Below are 17,036 nucleotides of genomic sequence, written 5' to 3'. Positions count from 1 at the left end.
GCATAATCGACCCTGTGACTCTTGCCTCCCTTGCAGCCTTCGCCGGCCTCTGCCTGGTCCTCTCGGTGACGCCCGGGCCGGACACATTCCTTGTGCTGCGTATCGCGTTGAACAGACCAAGCGCGGGGGTTGCGGCGGCAGCGGGCTCGGCCGGTGCGGCCATTGTATGGGCGGCCTTGGTGGGCCTGGGCTTGGCAGCTGTCCTGGAGCAGTCGGCGGAGCTTTTCCGTTGGGTCAAGATCGCAGGCGGCCTCTATTTGCTGTACCTGGGCCTGTCCTCCTTGATCAAAACCCGCAGGGCGGCAAAGGCGGTAGGCAGTGAGGACTCCGGCAAAGATGCGCCCCTCGCTTACAGTCGGCTGTCTGCCTTCGGCGCAGGAGCGTTCTCAACGTTGCTCAACCCGAAGGTCGGCCTGTTCTACTTGGCGGTGGTTCCCCAGTTCGTTCCCCACGGTGGCAACACTTTTGTGAACTCACTCATGCTGGGAGCGGTTGAGGCCGTGGTGGCCTTTGCCTATCTCACGATGGTCGCCGTTATCGCTTTCAAGGCGATGCGCTGGCTCAAGCGTCCCAAGGTGAGTACCGCCGTCGAGCGCACCAGCAGTGGCATCATTGCCGGACTTGGCGTGGGAGTTGTTGTTTCCGGCGCCGCGAGCTAGCTACTTCCTAAGCCGCCAGCAGCCTGAGGTAGTTGTCCAGCTGGCCTCCCAAATCCCGCGAAAAGTGCTCGTCGGGGGACAGGGCGGCGACGATTTGTGCGCCCAGCATCATGTTCAGCAGGTGATCGGCGACGGCGGCGTCCCCCATCGGAGTGGCGATCTCTCCGGTCGCCCGGGCTGCTGCGGCATGGCCGGCAATGGTGGCGTGCCACAGCCGCATGGACTGGCTGTGCAGGGCTGCCATGTCCGGATCATTGAGCGCCTTTTGCCAGAACGGGATCACAATGCGTGCCTCGTTGACGCGCTCCTCGTCCAGGGGAAGCACCTCCGAGCAGAATGCCCGCAAGGCTGCCACGCCTGAAAGACCCTCCGTGACGGTGGCGATGCGCTGGTTGGTCCGGTTGAAAACGTGCCCGAATGCGGAGGTCAGCAGCTGGTCCTTGGTGGGGAAGTAGGGCTTCAAGGCTCCATTGGCGAACCCTGCCTCCTCCGCGATTTCCCGCAGGGTGGCGCCCTCGATGCCGAGTCTTGCGATGATCCGCCATGTGGCATCGACCAGTTCCAGGCGTCGTTGATCGTGGTCGACAATCTTTGGCACGGTATAGGGCTCCAGGAAAAAATCGGCGGACAGGTCTTGTGACTCATCTTACGTTTTGGTTATTCTCTACAGCAATAGAAAATAAATCCAGACCCTTCGCGGTCGCGGGAAAAGAGGCCACCATGACGCCCACCACCACAGAGACAGCAAGCCAGTACAGCCTGGCCACGGGAGCCGAGATCTCCCAGGTCCAGGCCATCCTGCAAACCGCGGGTCACCTGGGCCCCGAAAAGCGGATCGCTTACTTGGGTTTGGTGGATCCTTCGCGCGGATCTTCGGTCGAAGACCGGCGGTTCCGTGTCTTCATCCACGACATCTCCGGCGGTGCTCCTACGGATGTGCTGGTTTCGGTCACCAGCGGAGAGGTCCTGTCCTCCCTTGAGCTGGACACCAAGGTCTCCGGCGAGCTTCCCGTGCTTGAGGAGGAGTTCGAGGTGGTTGAAACGTTGTTAGCTACCGATGAGCGCTGGTTGGCGGCTTTGGATGCGCGTGGGCTGGACGTGGAAAAGGTCCGGGTAGCACCCCTCTCGGCCGGCGTCTTTGAGTACGACGACGAGCGGGGCCGCCGGATCCTGCGGGGGCTGGCTTTTGTACAGGAGTTCCCGGAAGACAGTGCTTGGGCGCATCCGGTGGATGGGTTGGTGGCGTACGTGGATGTGGTCGGGAAGGTAGTCACCCAGGTCATTGACCTCGAGGTGATGCCGATCCCCGCGGAACACGGCAACTACACGGATCCGGAATTGACCGGCCCGCTGCGGGAATCGCAGAAGCCGATCAGCATCACCCAGCCCGAAGGTCCGAGCTTCACCGTGACCGGCGGGAACCACGTGGAATGGGAAAAGTGGAGCGTGGATGTCGGCTTCGACGTGCGCGAAGGAGTTGTCCTCCACAACCTTGCTTTCCGGGACGGCGAGCGGCTCCGCCCCATCATCAACCGTGCTTCGATCGCCGAAATGGTGGTTCCCTACGGCGATCCCTCGCCCATCCGGTCCTGGCAAAACTACTTCGATACCGGAGAATACCTGGTGGGGCAGTACGCCAATTCCCTGGAGCTCGGGTGCGACTGCCTGGGCGACATCACCTACCTCAGCCCCGTGATCAGCGATGCATTCGGTAATCCGCGCGAGATCCGTAACGGCATCTGCATGCACGAGGAAGACTGGGGCATCCTCTCCAAGCACTCGGATCTCTGGACCGGCATCAACTACACCCGCCGTAACCGCCGTCTTGTGATCTCCTTCTTCACCACCATCGGCAATTATGACTATGGCTTCTACTGGTACCTGTACTTGGACGGGACCATCGAGTTCGAGGCCAAGGCCACCGGCGTCGTGTTCACATCCGCGTTCCCTGAAGGCGGCTCCGACAACATCTCCCAGCTGGCCCCCGGCTTGGGTGCCCCGTTCCACCAGCACTTGTTCAGTGCACGCTTGGACATGGCGATTGACGGGTTTACCAACCGGGTGGAGGAAGAAGATGTGGTCCGCCAGGCAATGGGGCCGGGCAACAAGCGCGGCAATGCCTTTTCCCGCAAGCGCACCGTCCTGGCCCGGGAATCGGAGGCCGTCCGCGAAGCGGATGCGCGTGCGGGCCGAACGTGGATCATCTCCAACCCGGAATCCCGGAATCGTTTGGGCGAACCGGTTGGGTACAAGCTCCACGCCCATAACCAACCCACGCTCTTGGCCGACCCCGGTTCTTCCATAGCCAAGCGCGCGGCTTTCGCAACCAAGGATCTGTGGGTCACCCGGTATGCGGACGGGGAACGGTACCCCACCGGGGACTTCGTGAACCAGCACGCCGGTGGCGCGGGCCTGCCGGCCTACGTCGCGCAGGATCGCGACATTGACGGCCAGGACATCGTGGTGTGGCATACGTTTGGCCTGACCCACTTCCCGCGTGTGGAGGACTGGCCGATCATGCCCGTTGACACCGTGGGCTTCAAGCTACGCCCGGAAGGTTTCTTCGATCGCAGCCCCGTCTTGGACGTCCCAGCCAACACATCGGCTTCCAGTTGCCACAACGCTGCGGGTTCCGGTGACGCTGCTGGCTCCGGTGCCGCGGGCCACTGCCACTGACGCGACCTTGGATTGACAGGATGACAGCCTCCGCGGGGCGGGTCCGTTCAGCCGGACCCGTCCTGCACACCCGGATCTGTGCGGCGCTCACCGCCGTTTCATGCATGGTGCACCTATGGCTCGCGGCCTCCGGCCACCACGACGCATGGTTGGCCCTCCTTATGGTCGGATTGGCTGCTGTGTGCATCCCGTGCACGGTCCATATTTGGCGGCACTGCCGGGTCGGCGCCCTGCACCAGGTGACGGCCGCCGCCGTCGTCATGGTGGGGCTTCATGCGTTCCTGCTGCTGGGCGCCGCCGGCGGCGGACACGTCCACGGCGGAAGGGCGGCGTCGACCTTTACCGGTACTGGCGGCACCTCGGATACCGCAGATGCCGCTGGGCTGCTGCTGGTGATCGGCGTGGAAATCACGACGGCGTTGCTCGCCGCCACCCTGGTAGCCCGCCTTCGGCGCCGAACGGCAAAGGCCACCGCGGTTTCCTGAGGGTCAGGACGCCACAGCAGCAGCCTCTTTGGACCGGCTGCGGTACGCCGCCAAGAAGTGGTCGATCCTGCGCACGGCCTCCTCGATGTCGCCCACGGCGGGCAGGATCACGAACCTGAAATGGTCCGGCGTCGGCCAGTTAAAGGCAGTGCCATGGGAGACCAGGATTTTCTGTTCCTGCAGGAGTTGAAGGACGAACTTCTCATCGCTCTCGATCGGGTAGATCTCCGGGTCCAACTTGGGGAACAGGTACATTGCCCCCGCCGCCGGCACGCAAGAGACACCCGGGATGGCGGTCAGTAACTTCCACGCCAGATCCCGCTGCTCGCGCAGGCGGCCACCCGGACGGATGAGGGCCTCGATGCTTTGGTAACCACCGAGGCAAGTCTGGATGGCATGCTGGGCCGGGACGTTGGCACACAACCTCAGCGAAGCCAGCAACTCCAAGGACTCCCGGTAGGCAGCCGTAGCAGCAAATGGCCCCGTCACGGCAACCCATCCTGCCCGGTATCCGGGCATCCGGTATGCCTTGGACAGGCCACTGAATGTCAGTACGCACACGTCAGGGGCCACGGCTGCGGTGTGAATATGGGGTGCGTCGACGTAGCGGATTTTTTCGTAGATCTCATCGGAGAACAGGACCAGATCGTGCTTCCGTGCAAGGGCGGCGAACTGCTCCAGGATGTGCTGCGGGTACACGGCGCCGGTGGGATTGTTTGGGTTGATGATCACGATGCCGCGGGTACGCGGGGTGATTTTCGCTTCGACGTCGGCCATGTCCGGCCACCAGTTCTGCTCCTCATCACAGAGGTAGTGCACGGGCTGCCCGCCGGTGAGCGTCACCGCAGCTGTCCAGAGGGGATAGTCCGGGGCGGGGATGAGGATTTCGTCCCCGTTCTCCATGAAGGCCTGGAGGGTCATGGATATCAGTTCGCTGACCCCATTGCCCACAAACACGTCTTCGACACCGATGCTCATGAGTCCGCGCGTTTGGTAGTACTGGGAAATCGCGGTGCGGGCAGAAAAGATGCCCTTCGAATCGCTGTACCCCTGTGCGCCGCGAAGGTGATGGATCATGTCCACCACCACCGACTCCGGCGCCTCCAACCCGAAGGGAGCAGTGTCCCCGAGGTTCATCTTGAGGATGCGGTGCCCCTCGGCCTCCATGGCCTTCGCCGCTTGGAGGATGGGCCCACGGAGTTCATAGCGGACGTTCTGGAGTTTGCTGGAGTGCTGCATCGGACGCATGGTTGATCATTTCATGTCAGCGCTCGGCAGGAAAACGCTCCAACGTTTCCTCCCACCACGCCACAGTGACAGCGGCCGCTTCCGTCAGCGGGGTAGGTTCCTGACCCAGGAGCTGCTGGCTTTCGGTGGAATCCATGACGAACGGGCGCTCGAACTGATAGAGCATCTCAGCGAGTTCCCGCATGTCGGTGGAGAAGAGGCCGAGCCCCCGCAGTGCCCAAGCCGGCACCGCGGAAACCTTCGGCGCGGACACGCCGGCTGCTTGCGCGTACGCCGCAGCCATTTCGCGTTGGGTCACCGCGGGCCCGGTAGGCGCATGAAGCACCGAGTTCCAGAGCCCTGGCCGTTGAGCTGCGGCGATCATGGCGGCAGCCAAGTCAGGGACATAGGTGAACGAGTGAGGTTGGTCTGCATTGGCCAGCACTTGGACGGTCTTTCCCCTCAAGACCAACGGCACCATGCGCTCGCCGGCATGGGCCATCCTCACGTACGGCCCAAAGAAGTCACCCGCCACTACGCTCACAGTATCCGCAGCGTGCGCTTCGCGCGCTTTCAGCAGTTCGGTCCGGATGCCACGTTTGCCTCCCGTTGCTTCGCGCGGGCCTGCCTCCTTCATCACGTGATCAGGCTCGCTATACGAGTACAGGCTTTCGGGGAAAACGACGACGGCGCCCGCAGCTTTGGCCGCCGTCATCACCACTTGTTCGGCCCGGGGGAGTTCGGCACGCCAGGCTGCGGCACGGTAGGCGGAGCCGTGGATGCAGTGAAACACGGCAGCGGCACCTTCCAGTGCTGGTGCCAACTGTGACGGATCGGAGACGTCTACCCGCATCCTCTGGATCAAAGGATGATCAGGTCCGCTGCCGGAGCGCGTCAGCACGCGCACCTCATGTCCTTGCTGCGCCAACTGCTCGGCGATGGTGTATCCGACTGGCCCTGCTCCGGTGACGACGTACATGGTGTGGCCTTCCTAAGGGGGATGATCGTAGCGAGAGCACTGCTCTCTGAAATCAGAATGCCTCTGCGTTGCTTGAAAGTCAAGAGCAGTGCTCTCCTTTGTTGACACTGCTCTCGGTTCTCGGCAGGCTGGGTTGATGACGATCGCTGATTCGAAAGCCAAGCCGCCCACCCCCCGCGAGCGGGCGCGTTCCCAGATGGTCGCGGATATCGTTCGGCTTGGCCGTGAGCATTTGGCCCGGCACGGTGCGGCCGCGCTTTCCCTTCGTGCCGTGGCCCGCGATGTGGGTGTGGTTTCTTCGGCGGTCTATCGCTACGTGGAGAGCCGGGATGAACTCCTGACGCTCTTGCTGATCGATGGCTACAACGAGCTCGGCGACCATGTGGATGCTGCGGTCGACGCGATTCCCGAAACTGACTACGCAGGTCGATTCAAAGCGCTGGGCTTGGCGGTCCGCACTTGGGCCCTGCGCGAACCGGCCAGTTACGCCTTGCTTTTCGGCAGTCCCGTGCCCGGCTACCAAGCGCCAGGGGAGCGCACTACGGTCCCAGGGACCCGTGTCATCCTCCGGCTTGTCGGCATCCTCGACGCCGCCTACCGGTCAGGCGCGCTGGCACCCCAGCACGGTCCCGCCGTCGTGATTCTACCCGGTCTCGCCGCCGATATGGAGGCCGTGAGGGCGGAGCTGGGCCTTGCTGCCGACGGTGAGTTCCTGGCGCGCGGCGTGCTGGTGTGGACCTCGTTGTTTGGAGCTGTCAGCTTTGAAGTCTTCGGCCAGTACGGCGCGGACACGTTCGTCGCTCGGGAAGAGTTGTTCGAGCATCATTTGAGCGTGCTTCAAGGACTGGCTGGGCTCCGTGAGGGCCATTGAGTAGGCGGTTATCCGAGTTCACCGTAGGCGAAACAGCATCCAAATCGCCGTGTTTCCGCGGGATTGCGCAGCGCGGAAAGCAAAGTTGAGCGTACCTCACTCAACTTTGGATTGACTTTGCCTTCAGCCTGAGTACAGTTGAGTCCAGAACGCTCAACTAGCCGATTGTTGAGTGGGCTCCCGATGATGCTCCGCCCTGCGGACCGCCGTCGAGCGCAATCGCCAACATCGGCCATTGAAAGGAAACAAGATATGTCACGTGCAGTAGGTATCGACCTCGGGACCACCAACTCCGTGGTCGCAGTTCTCGAAGGTGGCGAGCCCACCGTCATCGCCAACGCAGAAGGCGGCCGCACCACGCCGTCGGTCGTTGCGTTCTCCAAGTCCGGTGAAGTCCTGGTTGGCGAGATCGCCAAGCGCCAGGCCGTCAACAACATCGACCGCACCATCGCTTCGGTCAAGCGCCACATGGGCACCGACTGGACCGTCGCCGTCGATGACAAGAAGTACACGCCGCAGGAAATCTCCGCGCGTATCCTCATGAAGCTCAAGAACGACGCCGAGAGCTACTTGGGCGAAAAGGTCACCGACGCAGTGATCACCGTTCCGGCCTACTTCAACGACGCCGAGCGCCAGTCCACCAAGGAAGCCGGCGAAATCGCGGGCCTCAACGTGCTCCGCATCGTCAACGAGCCCACCGCGGCTGCACTCGCTTACGGCCTGGACAAGGGCAAGGAAGACGAACTCATCCTGGTCTTCGACCTCGGTGGCGGAACCTTCGACGTCTCCCTCCTCGAGGTTGGCAAGGACGAAGACAACTTCTCCACCATCCAGGTCCGCGCAACCGCCGGTGACAACCGCCTCGGTGGCGACGACTGGGACAACCGCGTGGTCGAGTGGCTCCTGAGCCAGCTCAAGATCAAGGGCATCGACCTTTCCAAGGACAAGATCGCCCTCCAGCGTCTGCGTGAAGCTGCGGAGCAGGCCAAGAAAGAACTGTCTTCCTCCACCAGCACCAACATCTCCCTCCAGTACCTGTCCGTCACCCCCGACGGCCCGGTCCACTTGGATGAGCAGCTGACCCGTGCCAAGTTCCAGGACCTCACCAAGGACCTGCTGGACCGCACCAAGAAGCCGTTCCACGACGTCATCGCTGAAGCCGGCATCAAGGTTTCCGATATCGACCACATCGTGCTCGTTGGTGGTTCCACCCGCATGCCTGCCGTTTCCGAGCTCGTCAAGGAACTCGCCGGCGGCAAGGAGCCCAACAAGGGCGTCAACCCGGATGAAGTTGTGGCCGTCGGTGCTGCCCTGCAGGCCGGTGTCCTCAAGGGTGAGCGCAAGGACGTCCTCCTCATTGACGTCACGCCGCTGTCCCTTGGCATCGAAACCAAGGGTGGCGTCATGACGCACCTCATCGAGCGCAACACCGCAATCCCCACCAAGCGTTCCGAGACCTTCACCACCGCTGACGACAACCAGCCGTCCGTGGCCATCCAGGTCTTCCAGGGCGAGCGTGAGTTCACCCGCGACAACAAGCCGCTGGGCACGTTCGAACTGACCGGTATCGCTCCGGCACCGCGTGGCGTCCCGCAGGTCGAGGTCACCTTCGACATCGACGCCAACGGCATCGTGCACGTCTCCGCCAAGGACAAGGGCACCGGCAAGGAACAGTCCATGACCATCACCGGTGGAACCGCGCTGTCCAAGGACGACATCGACCGCATGGTCCGTGAAGCCGAAGAGCACGCCGCCGAGGACAAGGCCCGCCGCGAAGCTACGGACACCCGTAACTCCGCAGAGCAGCTCGCCTACTCCGTGGACAAGCTCATCGCCGACAACGACGACAAGCTGCCTGAAGAGGTCAAGACCGAGGTCAAAGCCGACGTCGACTCCCTCAAGTCCGCGCTGGAAGGCACTGACGACGCCGCTGTGAAGACCGCGTTCGAGAAGCTGCAGGCTTCCCAGACCAAGCTCGGCGAAGCCATCTACTCGCAGGCTTCCGCAGCTGACGCTCCGGGTGCAGGTGCCGAAGGCGCTCCGGCCGGTGGTGCAGGCGCAGGTTCGTCCGATGAGGACATCGTCGACGCCGAAATCATCGACGAAGACGAAGCGAAGAAGTAGCCATGCCTCACCACGGCAACGAAGAAGAGCACTCCGAGGGCAACGAGCCGCGCAAACCCGTTATCCGGGACAACCGCAAGGTTGACCCGGAGACCGGGGCGGCCCGCCACCCTGACAACGAAGCTGGCGCTCCGGCCCAAGGCAATGCCGCTCCCACGGATGGCGACGCTCTCTCCCAAGCTGAGGAAATCCTCAACGGGGTAGAGGTGCCGGCCGAGGAATCGGTGGCCCCGGGCGCCGCGGCTGAAGCCCAGGCAGCGGAGCTCCGCAACGACCTCCTCCGCCTTCAGGCTGAGTACGTCAACTACCGCAAGCGCGTGGAACGCGACCGCGCCGTCGCGGGGGAAATGGCCGTCATCGGCGTCCTGAACTCCCTGCTCCCGGTGCTGGACGACGTCGACGCTGCTCGCCAGCACGGTGACCTCGAGGGCGGCCCCTTCGCCGCCATCGCCACCAAGCTGGAGAACGCGCTGAAGACGTACGGCTTGGAGCGTATCTCGGAAACGGGCGTCGAGTTTGACCCCACCATCCATGAGGCGCTCATCCAGCAGCCCGGCGAGGACATTCAGGTTGACACCGTCAGCCAGGTGCTGCGCTCCGGATACCGCTCTGGCGAACGCGTGCTGCGGGCAGCCCAAGTGATTGTGGCTGTCCCGGCGTAACACTCCGCGAGATGGCAGTTTGTGGCAGTGATTTGCACAAACATTGGCATGAACTGCCATCTCGTTCCCCGACGAAAGGAAACGCTCTTGGCCAGCCAGGACTGGGTTGAAAAGGATTTTTACGCGATCCTTGGTGTTGCCAAGGACGCGTCTGACGCGGATATCAAGAAGGCTTACCGCAAGCTCGCACGGCAGTACCATCCGGATACCAATGCCGGGGACGCTGCCGCCGAGAAGAAGTTCAAGGACATTTCGGAGGCGTACTCCGTGTTGTCCAGCCCAGAGGATCGGCAGCAGTATGACGCCATCCGTGCCATGGGCGGCGCAAGGTTCGCTCCCGGTGCCGGTGGCCGCGGAACCCCTGGTGGCAACGGTGGGTTTGAGGACTTGTTCGGTGGTCTGTTCGGCGGTGGGCCTGGTGCCCGGCAGCCCGCCGGTGGCGGCCTCCCTCCAGAGTTTGCCGACCTGTTCGGCGGGGGCTTTGGCAGTGGAGGCCAGACTGGATTCCAGCGGACGCCGCAGAAGGGCTCCGACCGGACAGCGACCACGTCCATCTCTTTTGCCGGTTCCATCCACGGCACAACGGTGAGCCTGCGCGAAAGCAACGGCAACGTGATTGACGTCAAGATCCCGGCCGGAATCAAGGACGGCCAGAAAGTCCGTCAGCGCGGCAAGGGCAACGCCGGACCTGCGGGTAACGGTGACCTCATCATCACCGTGAGCGTCAAGCCGCACGAGTTCTTCCAGCGCGACGGCGACAACATCAGGATCCACGTACCCGTCACGTTCGGCGAAGCCGCACTCGGCGCGACCATCGAGGTGCCCACGCTCGACGGCGATACCGTCAAGGTGCGCGTCCCGGCGGGAACGCCGTCCGGACGTACCCTGCGGGTCAAAGGCCGCGGCGTGAAGACACCCAAGGCGACAGGCGACCTGCTGGTGACCATCGACGTCGCAGTTCCTCAAAACCTTAATAAAGAAGCGGAAGAAGCCGTCAAGGCGTTTGCCGCAGCAACCACTGACGCCGACCCGCGTCGCGACCTGGCCGCGAAAGCCCGGTTATAGGGAGCAGGCATGGGCATCGACGTCAATCAGCCGATCTTCGTGATCTCCGTGGCTGCTGAGCTTGCGGACATGCATCCGCAGACGTTGCGCCAGTACGACCGGCTGGGCATCGTCTCGCCCAGCCGTGCGCCCGGAAAGTCCCGCCGCTACTCCCAAAATGATGTCAACAAGCTGCGGGAGGTCCAGCGCCTCTCGCAGTCCGGCGTCTCACTCGAGGGCATCAAGCGGATACTCGACCTTGAAAATCAAGTGGCGGCGTTGCAGTACCGGGTGACCGAACTCCAGGAAGAACTGTCCCGCCGCCGGTCCCCGATAGACGCACGCATCTTCGCGGCCGGAGCAGCAGGCGACGTCGTCAGCTTGGCGCGCGGCCAGCGACCCCGCGCGAGGTCCCAGGCTGTTGTGGTGTGGAAGCCTCGGCCGGGCGAGAAGCTGTAGCCCTCTTCTCTTGCCACTACAACGGCAAGGTCCGATCCCACCTCACCACAACCACTGCGCCACCGCCCTCGGTCCGGTCCACCTTGGTGACGATTTGGGATTCGGGTGCGCCCATGTCCCTTACTTGCTGCCGGTAGTCCTCAACGCTGCCCACCAAGGACTCGTCTGTCCACTCACCTGGCCGCATCCTGATGGAAATCTCCACGGGCTCCGTGCTGGGGACGAGGAGTTCTTCCGGTTGGGCGGCGTCGCCGGTGGTACTTGCCACGGGCGTGGCGGTGGCGGGGGATGCTCCATCCCTTTCCAACCTCGGGCGCACGGCAGGCCGGGGCTCTCCGGGAGGAACCATCATCCGCATGGCAAACATCACGCAGGCAGCCCCGGACAAGAGTCCTACGGCCACCAGCAATGTCGTGCCTACGGGACCGCGTTTGGAAGTGCTGGGAACCTCGGGGACAGCAACGGCAGTGGCTGTTATGAGGGGGATGCGCTGTGCCATGGAGTGATTCAACTTTCCGTAGGGTGTTTTTTCGTCCGTGTTCCCGGCCGCCCTTGGCGAGGTGAGCCAGAGGTAGATCCAGCCCAATTCAGTGACTGCATCCACCAAGTACATCCTGCTGATTCTTCTCGGTGGGGCGTAGATGAGGTCCACGGCCGCCAATGTTGCCGCCGTGCCGATCCCTATCATTCGTGCCTGCGCCTGGCCGTGTTCTGAGCTACCGGAACGGGCTTGGGCTGCCCCGTTGGTCACCATGAGCCCTGCAACGGTCCTGACGAGCCACTTATCTTTTTTAGGCCCAAAAATCGCTTCGAAGCTCCTCATGTGAACCAAGGGCCACAGCCCATTGACCACGTTGAACGTGCCTTGCAGGCGGGCAAGGCTTTTTCGGTCCATCTTCCCTCCTAGCGTTCCGACGGCGTGGCTGGCGAGCGTCCTTCAATCGTAAGCATGCTTAGCAGCCTATGTAAGGGGTGAGGGGCGCGAGTTCGTGATTCCGCTCTACTGCCTGTGGCCAGACGGACGGAAGGAGCAGATAATGGAGTCATAGCACGGCAAGCAGCGCCCGTGCTGTTGGCTTATGCACCGACGCGACGTTTGCGTCCCTGCTCGCGTGGTGAGTGAGGAAACCCGATGCCGTTGTCGGAGGAAGAACGAAGGACCCTTGAGAGGTTGGAGCGGGATCTCGCTGCTTCGGATCCCGAACTCGCCTTCGAGTTGCAGTCCGGCCGCCCGCGGGGTGCAACGACGCGGAGGATCCTCGGCGCGCTTGCAGTCGTTGTCGGTTTTGGCTTGGTCATCTCGGGAATAGCTACCCAACTGGTCATTCTGGGCGTACTCGGTTTCCTCCTCGCCAGCGCCGGGGCCTACTGGCTCTTCTCGGGGACCTCGCTGCGACGTCGGCTTCGTCGGCGCGGCGAACAGCCGCCCCCCTGAGCCCGCTCTAACGGGGCTTAGGCTCTCCGGACGGCATCACCATTCGCCAGGCATACACAGCAGAAGCACCAACAATTAACCCGGCGACGGCGGCTAGCCACCCTCCGCGACGGACACTGTTACGGGGCGAGTACCCCATCCGCGTCTTTCGGCTTAGTGCCACTGTCGCTTCTTTCACGGCCTTCGCGGCAGTGCGTTGAGCCTGCTTGGCCGCCTTCTTCTTGCCGGTCAGGGTCAGGACAACTCCGTAAACCACTGATGGAACATCGGCATGGTTGATCCGGGTCAACGCCCACCGCACCACTGCATTAGCCTGCGCCGAGGAGCCCTCCGCCGTACGTCCCACCCACTCCCGCGCGAGCTCTTGAACCGCCGGAACGATGCTCTGGGCCCGGCCTACCCGGGCCTGCGTCCTCTTCACGTTGAACTTGTTCATCCGGACTCTGTTCATCGTTAAACCCCTCATCAAAAGTTGCCCCCGTTTGCCAGCGTACGCTGGAGCCGAAGCCTTCAACAGACCGGAGCCTTCAACAGGCCGACCTTCAACAGATACGAGCCAGCGCGCCTCCTGTGAACTTGTCAGGCCGGAAGAATCGATGCCAGTTCCACGGGGTTGTCCAGACCTGCCCACCGGCCGTTCAGCGCGAGCTCGCCCTGGGGCTCGGATGCTGCCGCAAAGTTGGCAGTAACGTCCGCTGTTGCATCGAGGACCCGGGCGACTTTCAGCCTGAAGGTACCCGCGTCAATGATCGTTACATCCTGCCCTGACACCGGCGCCGAAGCGCTTAAGGGGGGAAGGTCGCCGTCGAGCGTCCCGGTTCCCTTCACGGTGACCGTGCTGGGCCGTGGCTCGGGCTCGCCGTCGACGTACTGCACTGCCTCTCCCTGCCCGGTGAGAATGGCCGCGGCGAGGGCTTTGATATATACGGGGTCTGCGCAGGCGTCGTACACCCAGCGCTTCCCCAAGACGGAGTGGTCCATAGTGCCGATGAGCCAATCACCGGCTCCGGCCAGCTCGTACCCGCGGTAGCTAAGGGGGACCTGGTAGAAGTGGCCGCCACTGGTGACGACGTGCGTTTCGAGGCCGACCTCGCCGGCCGGGTCATCAAAGCGGTAAGCCCCCACGAGTTCAGCAGCGCCTTCCTTGATGAACCAGGGCTGCGCTGGCAGGTAACCGGCAATGAGTTCGAGCTTGGACGGGGACAAGGTTGCCTTGTGGATGATCGCCATATGCCCAAGCCTAGGCCAGCGACGCAGGGACGCGAACAGCGGCCGATGCGTGGCCTTGCCCCGGCTCTGATTAGAATCTAAGGGACGTCGACCATCGAGGGAATCATGAAGAAACTCACCACTGTCCTGATCGCTGCCGGGCTGCTTGCCACGGCCTCCGCTTGCTCCGCACCGCAGCTGACCACGGCGGAAACCTGTGACCGCGTAGGCGTCGCCGTATCCAGCCTTTCCAGCAACTCCGGCAAGACTGCCACCGCGCGCGTGGCAAACGCCGTACGCCCCATCGAATCGGTCGCTTCCGATGAGATGAAGTCCGTGGTCACGGCCATCGTGGACTACTCCGATGAAGCCTCCAAAGCGAACCCGGATGAGAACAAGATGGGCACCCTGTCAGCCGCCTACCAGGCCGCAGGAACAAAGTACGGCCAGCTCTGCGCCGCTAAGTAACGCCTAAAGAAGTACTGCTGGAGCGTCTGCCGGGGGAGACATGGCCATGATCGTCGGTTCATGGCCGGTCCCGGTGGCTTCCAGTAGGCTCGCCGGATGATCGAAAATGACGTGCACGCGCGCCTGCTCGCCGCCTATGACGAGCAACTCCGAACGGATGCAGAGGCGTCTGGTGCGATCAACGTCGCTGTCCATGGGCCCCTCCTGCTTGTCACGTTCGCGGGCGGGAACGGCTTCGTGACCTATAGGAATTTGGGCGGCGCGGACGTTGACGCTGTTCGTCAACTGGTCACCGCCGCTATCGAGTACTACAGGGCAGACACCGCCGTCACCCGCGTGGAATGGAAAACGCGAGGGCACGACCGGACTCCTGGGTTGCCTGAGGCCCTTCAGGAGAACGGCTTCGTCCCCGATCCGCCCGAATCGATCATGATCGGCGAAGCGGAGCTGCTTAGCCGCCCTGTTGCCCTTCCCGACGGCGTGACGCTGCGCCAGATGACTGATGAGGCCGATGTTCTTGCCATGTGTGCGATGCAAGCCGAGGTGTTCGGCGATCCGACCTCGGACCACATAGCCGGCGCGCTGCTGCGACGACTCTCGCTGGATGACGGAATGGAGCTGTGGGTCGCAGAGGCGGACGGCCGGATAGTCAGCGCCGGACGCTTGGAGCCGGTTCAAGGGACCACCTTCGCCGGAATCTGGGGCGGGGCTACGCGCCCGGAATGGCGTGGACGTGGCATTTATCGAGCGCTGACCGCCCGCCGCGCCCAGTCAGCGCTCAGCATGGGAAAGACGTTCATCCACAGCGATTCCACCGAGTTCTCCAGGCCCATTCTGGAGCGTTCGGGACTGGTGAAAGTCTCGACGACGACGCCGTACCGCTGGGTACGGCAAACGCCACCGGGTGATTGACCCCGATGGCGTTTGCAGGCGCTGCAGCTGAAGTGAAGCTCAGCAGCGTGGAGCGGGCCTCCTAGTTCTTTGAGTCCCGGTTTCCACGGTTGTCAGAGTTTTTTCCGTCGTTGTGATCGTCTCCGGAGTTGGTGGAGGACACCACCGCGCCGCTCTGCTCGTTCAGCAGGACTTTGTCCTTGCGCTCCTTGTCGAAGTTGAACATCGCGTTCACCGAGCCGGCAGTTGCGTCGGCAGAGCCGTCACCAATCTGGCCGGTGTGCCAGTTGTCCTCGATGAATCGAAGGATGGAGGCCTGGTCGGTCTCGGTGTGGTCCACGAAATTCTTCTTCGAGTACGGGGAGATGACTACCAGCGGCTGGCGGGGGCCGGGGCCACAGCGGTCAGCGTAGTTGCCCGCCATCGGGACACCGGCCGATGCGGCACTTTGGCACCACGCGGCGTCGTCCGATGTGTTCGAGGAGTTCTTCACCTTGGCGGCGACATGGTCGTACCAGCCGTCGGAATCGTCGTAGGCAAGCACAACCGCAGTGTCCTCCCAGTTCTTGGACTTCTGGATTGCGTTCACGGTGTTGGTCACGAACTTTTGTTCATCGAGCGGGTCGGAGTAACCGGCATGCCCGTCCTGGGACATGCCTCCCTTGAGGAACGACACAGCCGGCAGGTTGTCAGTGTTGACCACTTTGTTGAAGTCGGTGAGGTCGTACTGGTGGTTGGCTTGGCCGTTGTGGCCGATTTCGGCCACGGATGCCGGGGCCAAGTGGTGCGGGTTCGCCGTGGAAGCGTAGTACTGGAACGGCTGGTGGTGCGGCGAGTAGTCGACGACGCTCGCGCCTGCAACGTTCGTGTGGGTGGACAGGCACGACGCCGGAGAAGTTGCCGTAGCGGCAGTGGTGGGGGCGAAACCCCCCTGGAACCAGCCCCACGATGTGCCCTTGGCGTTGAGCAAGTCACCGATGTTCTTGCCAGTCATGCCGGCGAGGTTGCCGGGCTTGGGGTTGGTGTGGCTGCTGTTGGAGCAGTCGTCATAGACGGGATCGGGATCGTTGATAACGGTGCCGACGCCGGTGGCATCCGGTTGGCGAACGGCGCTGGACCCGCCGGCCGGGGTAGCTACGGGCTGCCCTGCCGGAGTGTATTCCTTGACGCCGTGGGTTTGTCCTGAAATCAGGTTCAGCGCGCCGGGGGTGGACGGGCCAAAGACGGTGCTGAAGTGGTTGTCACTCATGGAGTAGTTCTGGGCGTAGTTCCAGATGCCCGTGACGGTGTTTCCGTCGTAGTAATCCATGGTGAGCCCGGGGCGGCCATATTGGTTGGTCCCGCAGGCATCGCGGCTGGTGAAGGGGACGAACATGTCCATTGCGCCGCCGTTGTACGCTTTCTGCTCTGCTGTGTACCCATGGTCCTGGTCGCAAGTGACAGCCTGCATGGGTGAAAGACGGGCAGGTTGGACCGAGTTGGGGTTCTTCGGCGCCAGCAGGCCGGCGTTTGCCAAGGTGTTGATGTCCTTGGGGGTGTTTTTGGCGGCCGTGAAAGCCGTGGCCGGCGCGCCGGTGCCCTGCTGGGTTTCGCCTGGGACGTTGGCGGCTTGGGGGTACGTGGCGAAGTAGTGGTCGAAAGAGACGTTCTCCTGGAAAATCACCACCACGTGCTTGATGGGCGTTGCAGTCCCGCCGTGGTTTTCACCGGCGACGGCGGGGCCCGCGCCCATCCCCACCAGGCCGGCGGTCAAAGCCGAAGCGGCTAACGCAGTGGCTCCTGCCGCGGCGGCTATCCGCTTCCGCGTAAGTGCTTGTACTGGCATGCGATGTCCAATCATTCTTGTC

General features: G+C 63.0%; 18 protein-coding genes. 11 read left to right on the top strand and 7 right to left on the bottom strand.

Going from position 1 to position 17,036, the window contains the following annotated elements; all coding sequences use genetic code 11:
* The first annotated feature begins 14 nt into the window (after positions 1 to 14).
* Positions 15 to 659, top strand: coding sequence for a LysE family translocator (locus SB659_RS13620; RefSeq protein ID WP_410550748.1), 645 nt, complete (start codon positions 15 to 17; stop codon positions 657 to 659).
* A 7-nt stretch (positions 660 to 666) separates the two neighbouring features.
* On the opposite strand, the gene SB659_RS13615 is transcribed toward SB659_RS13620, so the two are convergent.
* The gene (locus SB659_RS13615) at positions 667 to 1,257 is read right to left on the bottom strand and encodes a TetR/AcrR family transcriptional regulator (protein WP_410550747.1); all 591 of its coding nucleotides are present in this window, start codon (positions 1,255 to 1,257) and stop codon (positions 667 to 669) included.
* A gap of 122 nt (positions 1,258 to 1,379) precedes the next feature.
* On the opposite strand from SB659_RS13615, the gene SB659_RS13610 reads away from it, so the two are divergent.
* Together SB659_RS13610 and SB659_RS13605 are read left to right on the top strand one after the other, a co-directional pair.
* Positions 1,380 to 3,335, top strand: coding sequence for a primary-amine oxidase (locus SB659_RS13610; RefSeq protein ID WP_410550746.1), 1,956 nt, complete (start codon positions 1,380 to 1,382; stop codon positions 3,333 to 3,335).
* Positions 3,336 to 3,355: 20 nt separating this feature from the next.
* Positions 3,356 to 3,820 carry a hypothetical protein gene (locus SB659_RS13605; protein WP_410550745.1) on the top strand — a complete coding sequence of 155 codons (465 nt, stop codon included), beginning with the start codon at positions 3,356 to 3,358 and terminating at the stop codon, positions 3,818 to 3,820.
* A gap of 3 nt (positions 3,821 to 3,823) precedes the next feature.
* Here SB659_RS13605 and SB659_RS13600 read toward each other — a convergent pair whose 3' ends face one another.
* Together SB659_RS13600 and SB659_RS13595 are read right to left on the bottom strand one after the other, a co-directional pair.
* On the bottom strand, positions 3,824 to 5,068 hold the full coding sequence (locus tag SB659_RS13600) for a pyridoxal phosphate-dependent aminotransferase (protein ID WP_284975182.1): 1,245 nt from the start codon (positions 5,066 to 5,068) through the stop codon (positions 3,824 to 3,826).
* Positions 5,069 to 5,084: 16 nt separating this feature from the next.
* Entirely contained in the window at positions 5,085 to 6,026 is a 942-nt protein-coding gene (locus SB659_RS13595; protein ID WP_284978152.1) for an NAD-dependent epimerase/dehydratase family protein, read from the bottom strand.
* A gap of 136 nt (positions 6,027 to 6,162) precedes the next feature.
* Between SB659_RS13595 and SB659_RS13590 the strand changes: the two genes are divergently transcribed.
* The 5 genes from SB659_RS13590 to SB659_RS13570 all read left to right on the top strand — a co-directional run bounded on the left by SB659_RS13590 (position 6,163) and on the right by SB659_RS13570 (position 11,186).
* Complete coding sequence (locus SB659_RS13590) at positions 6,163 to 6,897, top strand: TetR/AcrR family transcriptional regulator (RefSeq protein ID WP_410550744.1); 735 nt, start codon at positions 6,163 to 6,165, stop codon at positions 6,895 to 6,897.
* Between the two features lie 252 nt (positions 6,898 to 7,149).
* Positions 7,150 to 9,021 carry a molecular chaperone DnaK gene (gene dnaK, locus SB659_RS13585; protein WP_410550743.1) on the top strand — a complete coding sequence of 624 codons (1,872 nt, stop codon included), beginning with the start codon at positions 7,150 to 7,152 and terminating at the stop codon, positions 9,019 to 9,021.
* 2 nt (positions 9,022 to 9,023) lie between these two features.
* Positions 9,024 to 9,683: a nucleotide exchange factor GrpE gene (locus SB659_RS13580; protein WP_284978149.1), complete on the top strand. Its 660-nt coding sequence runs from the start codon at positions 9,024 to 9,026 to the stop codon at positions 9,681 to 9,683.
* An 87-nt stretch (positions 9,684 to 9,770) separates the two neighbouring features.
* Entirely contained in the window at positions 9,771 to 10,748 is a 978-nt protein-coding gene (locus SB659_RS13575; RefSeq protein WP_284975177.1) for a DnaJ C-terminal domain-containing protein, read from the top strand.
* A gap of 9 nt (positions 10,749 to 10,757) precedes the next feature.
* Positions 10,758 to 11,186 (top strand): heat shock protein transcriptional repressor HspR, encoded by a 429-nt coding sequence (locus SB659_RS13570; RefSeq protein WP_284978147.1) that lies wholly within the window; start codon positions 10,758 to 10,760, stop codon positions 11,184 to 11,186.
* A gap of 16 nt (positions 11,187 to 11,202) precedes the next feature.
* On the opposite strand, the gene SB659_RS13565 is transcribed toward SB659_RS13570, so the two are convergent.
* Complete coding sequence (locus SB659_RS13565; protein ID WP_410550742.1) at positions 11,203 to 12,081, bottom strand: hypothetical protein; 879 nt, start codon at positions 12,079 to 12,081, stop codon at positions 11,203 to 11,205.
* A gap of 237 nt (positions 12,082 to 12,318) precedes the next feature.
* Here SB659_RS13565 and SB659_RS13560 point away from each other — a divergent pair, with 237 nt between their 5' ends.
* Complete coding sequence (locus tag SB659_RS13560; protein ID WP_410550741.1) at positions 12,319 to 12,621, top strand: DUF3040 domain-containing protein; 303 nt, start codon at positions 12,319 to 12,321, stop codon at positions 12,619 to 12,621.
* Between the two features lie 7 nt (positions 12,622 to 12,628).
* Here the strand turns inward: SB659_RS13560 and SB659_RS13555 are convergent, their stop codons facing one another.
* Together SB659_RS13555 and SB659_RS13550 are read right to left on the bottom strand one after the other, a co-directional pair.
* On the bottom strand, positions 12,629 to 13,072 hold the full coding sequence (locus SB659_RS13555) for a hypothetical protein (protein WP_410550740.1): 444 nt from the start codon (positions 13,070 to 13,072) through the stop codon (positions 12,629 to 12,631).
* 128 nt (positions 13,073 to 13,200) lie between these two features.
* Entirely contained in the window at positions 13,201 to 13,851 is a 651-nt protein-coding gene (locus SB659_RS13550) for a CG0192-related protein (protein ID WP_410550739.1), read from the bottom strand.
* 105 nt (positions 13,852 to 13,956) lie between these two features.
* Here SB659_RS13550 and SB659_RS13545 point away from each other — a divergent pair, with 105 nt between their 5' ends.
* A complete protein-coding gene (locus SB659_RS13545; RefSeq protein WP_284975170.1) occupies positions 13,957 to 14,298 on the top strand; it encodes a hypothetical protein in 342 nt (113 codons plus the stop codon).
* Between the two features lie 96 nt (positions 14,299 to 14,394).
* Positions 14,395 to 15,210 carry a GNAT family N-acetyltransferase gene (locus tag SB659_RS13540; RefSeq protein ID WP_410550738.1) on the top strand — a complete coding sequence of 272 codons (816 nt, stop codon included), beginning with the start codon at positions 14,395 to 14,397 and terminating at the stop codon, positions 15,208 to 15,210.
* Between the two features lie 61 nt (positions 15,211 to 15,271).
* Here SB659_RS13540 and SB659_RS13535 read toward each other — a convergent pair whose 3' ends face one another.
* Positions 15,272 to 17,014, bottom strand: a complete 1,743-nt coding sequence (locus SB659_RS13535; protein ID WP_410550737.1) for a phospholipase C — start codon at positions 17,012 to 17,014, stop codon at positions 15,272 to 15,274.
* Positions 17,015 to 17,036 lie beyond the last annotated feature (22 nt).

The organism is Arthrobacter sp. SIMBA_036, assembly GCF_046535135.1.
Taxonomy (GTDB): Bacteria; Actinomycetota; Actinomycetes; order Actinomycetales; family Micrococcaceae; genus Arthrobacter.
This window is presented reverse-complemented; position numbering and strand designations above follow the sequence as displayed.

Excerpts from the sequence above, each read along its gene's own strand:
- SB659_RS13610 (WP_410550746.1), top strand. The coding sequence starts at position 1,380 with ATGACGCCCACCACCACAGAGACAGCAAGCCAGTACAGCCTGGCCACG.
- SB659_RS13605 (WP_410550745.1), top strand. The coding sequence starts at position 3,356 with ATGACAGCCTCCGCGGGGCGGGTCCGTTCAGCCGGACCCGTCCTGCAC.
- SB659_RS13600 (WP_284975182.1), bottom strand. The coding sequence starts at position 5,068 with ATGCGTCCGATGCAGCACTCCAGCAAACTCCAGAACGTCCGCTATGAA.
- SB659_RS13595 (WP_284978152.1), bottom strand. The coding sequence starts at position 6,026 with ATGTACGTCGTCACCGGAGCAGGGCCAGTCGGATACACCATCGCCGAG.
- SB659_RS13590 (WP_410550744.1), top strand. The coding sequence starts at position 6,163 with ATGACGATCGCTGATTCGAAAGCCAAGCCGCCCACCCCCCGCGAGCGG.
- dnaK (WP_410550743.1), top strand. The coding sequence starts at position 7,150 with ATGTCACGTGCAGTAGGTATCGACCTCGGGACCACCAACTCCGTGGTC.
- SB659_RS13580 (WP_284978149.1), top strand. The coding sequence starts at position 9,024 with ATGCCTCACCACGGCAACGAAGAAGAGCACTCCGAGGGCAACGAGCCG.
- SB659_RS13570 (WP_284978147.1), top strand. The coding sequence starts at position 10,758 with ATGGGCATCGACGTCAATCAGCCGATCTTCGTGATCTCCGTGGCTGCT.
- SB659_RS13565 (WP_410550742.1), bottom strand. The coding sequence starts at position 12,081 with ATGGACCGAAAAAGCCTTGCCCGCCTGCAAGGCACGTTCAACGTGGTC.
- SB659_RS13560 (WP_410550741.1), top strand. The coding sequence starts at position 12,319 with ATGCCGTTGTCGGAGGAAGAACGAAGGACCCTTGAGAGGTTGGAGCGG.
- SB659_RS13555 (WP_410550740.1), bottom strand. The coding sequence starts at position 13,072 with ATGAACAGAGTCCGGATGAACAAGTTCAACGTGAAGAGGACGCAGGCC.
- SB659_RS13550 (WP_410550739.1), bottom strand. The coding sequence starts at position 13,851 with ATGGCGATCATCCACAAGGCAACCTTGTCCCCGTCCAAGCTCGAACTC.
- SB659_RS13545 (WP_284975170.1), top strand. The coding sequence starts at position 13,957 with ATGAAGAAACTCACCACTGTCCTGATCGCTGCCGGGCTGCTTGCCACG.
- SB659_RS13540 (WP_410550738.1), top strand. The coding sequence starts at position 14,395 with ATGATCGAAAATGACGTGCACGCGCGCCTGCTCGCCGCCTATGACGAG.
- SB659_RS13535 (WP_410550737.1), bottom strand. The coding sequence starts at position 17,014 with ATGCCAGTACAAGCACTTACGCGGAAGCGGATAGCCGCCGCGGCAGGA.